At 67.4% G+C, this 1,317-nt stretch carries 1 protein-coding gene; it reads left to right on the forward strand.

The genetic code is table 11. The annotated features are described in order from the left end of the window. Positions 1–52: 52 nt before the first annotated feature. Positions 53–1,287, forward strand: a protein-coding gene (locus B0E53_RS36565) for an IS3 family transposase (protein ID WP_246835785.1) whose coding sequence is annotated in 2 segments (ribosomal slippage) — positions 53–332 and positions 332–1,287 — 1,236 coding nt in all. Because the reading frame shifts where the segments join, the coding sequence is not laid out codon by codon here. The last annotated feature ends 30 nt before the right edge of the window (positions 1,288–1,317 follow it).

Below are 1,317 nucleotides of genomic sequence, written 5' to 3' on the forward strand. Positions count from 1 at the left end.
TGTTCCGCACCGGGTTTGATGGAGACATCGAAACCTGGGAGGAACACCAGCGATGCCCGCACCGAAGAAGTACAACGATGAGCTGCGTGAGCGTGCGACCCGGTTGGCGGTCGAGGCCCGCCGGGATCCGGCCAGCGCGGTCGGAGCGATCCGCCGGATCGCGGGCCAGCTCGGAGTCCATCCCGAGGCGTTGCGCACCTGGGTGAAGAAGGCCGAGACCGACGCCGGTGACCGTCCGGGCACCACCAGCAGCGACGCCGAACGCCTCGCTGGACTGGAACGGGAAGTGCGTGAGCTGCGGCGGGCGAACCAGATCCTGAAGTCCGCAGCGAGTTTCTTCGCGGCGGAGCTGGACCGTCCGTCGCGATGAAGGTCGACTTCGTCGACTCCCAACGGGCCGAACACGGTGTCCAGCCGGTCCTGCAGGCGCTGCAAGACACGCCGGCACAGATCGCACCGTCGACCTACTACGCCGCCAAGACCCGCCCCGCCAGCGCCCGCTCCCGTCGGGACGAGGAGCTGACCGCGATGATCGAGCGGATCCACGCGGCCAACTACGGGGTCTACGGCGCCCGAAAGGTCTGGCACGAGCTGCACCGCCAAGGGGTGCCGGTGGCTCGGTGCACGGTCGAGCGGCTGATGCGCGAGTCCGGGCTGCGAGGGCTGCTGCGTGACAAGTCGCCGCGCACGACCCGGCCGGCGGCCGAGACCAGCCGACCCGCTGACCTGGTCAAACGGGACTTCACGGCGGCCGGCCCGAATCAGCTGTGGGTCGCTGACCTGACCTACGTGCGCACGAGTGTGGGCTGGGTTTACGCCGCGTTCGTCCTCGACGTGTACTCCCGCATGATCGTCGGCTGGCAGGTGTCGACGTCGCTCTACACGGATCTGGCACTCGACGCGTTGAAGATGGCGATCTGGCGCCGCGAGAATCAAGGCGCTGACCTGGGCGGACTGATCCATCACTCGGACAGGGGCGCCCAGTATCGAGCGATTCGCTACAGCCAGCGGCTGGCCGAGGCCGGTGCCGTCGCCTCGGTCGGTTCCAAGGGCGACTCGTACGACAACGCGATGGCCGAGGCGTTCAACTCCCTGTACAAGGCTGAACTCGTCCGGAACAAGGGCCCGTGGCGTGGGCTCGACGACCTGGAGATGGCCACCGTCGAGTACATCGACTGGTACAACAACCGGCGCCTACACGGCGAGCTCGGACATGTCCCGCCCGCCGAGCACGAGGCACTCCACGCGATGACCCAGCCGGTCACCGCACCCCTGAAAACCAGCTAACCAACTCTCCATCAAACCCGGGGCTTGACA

Origin of the sequence: Micromonospora sp. MH33 (assembly GCF_003013775.1) — a bacterium.
GTDB lineage: Bacteria > Actinomycetota > Actinomycetes > Mycobacteriales > Micromonosporaceae > Micromonospora > Micromonospora fulviviridis.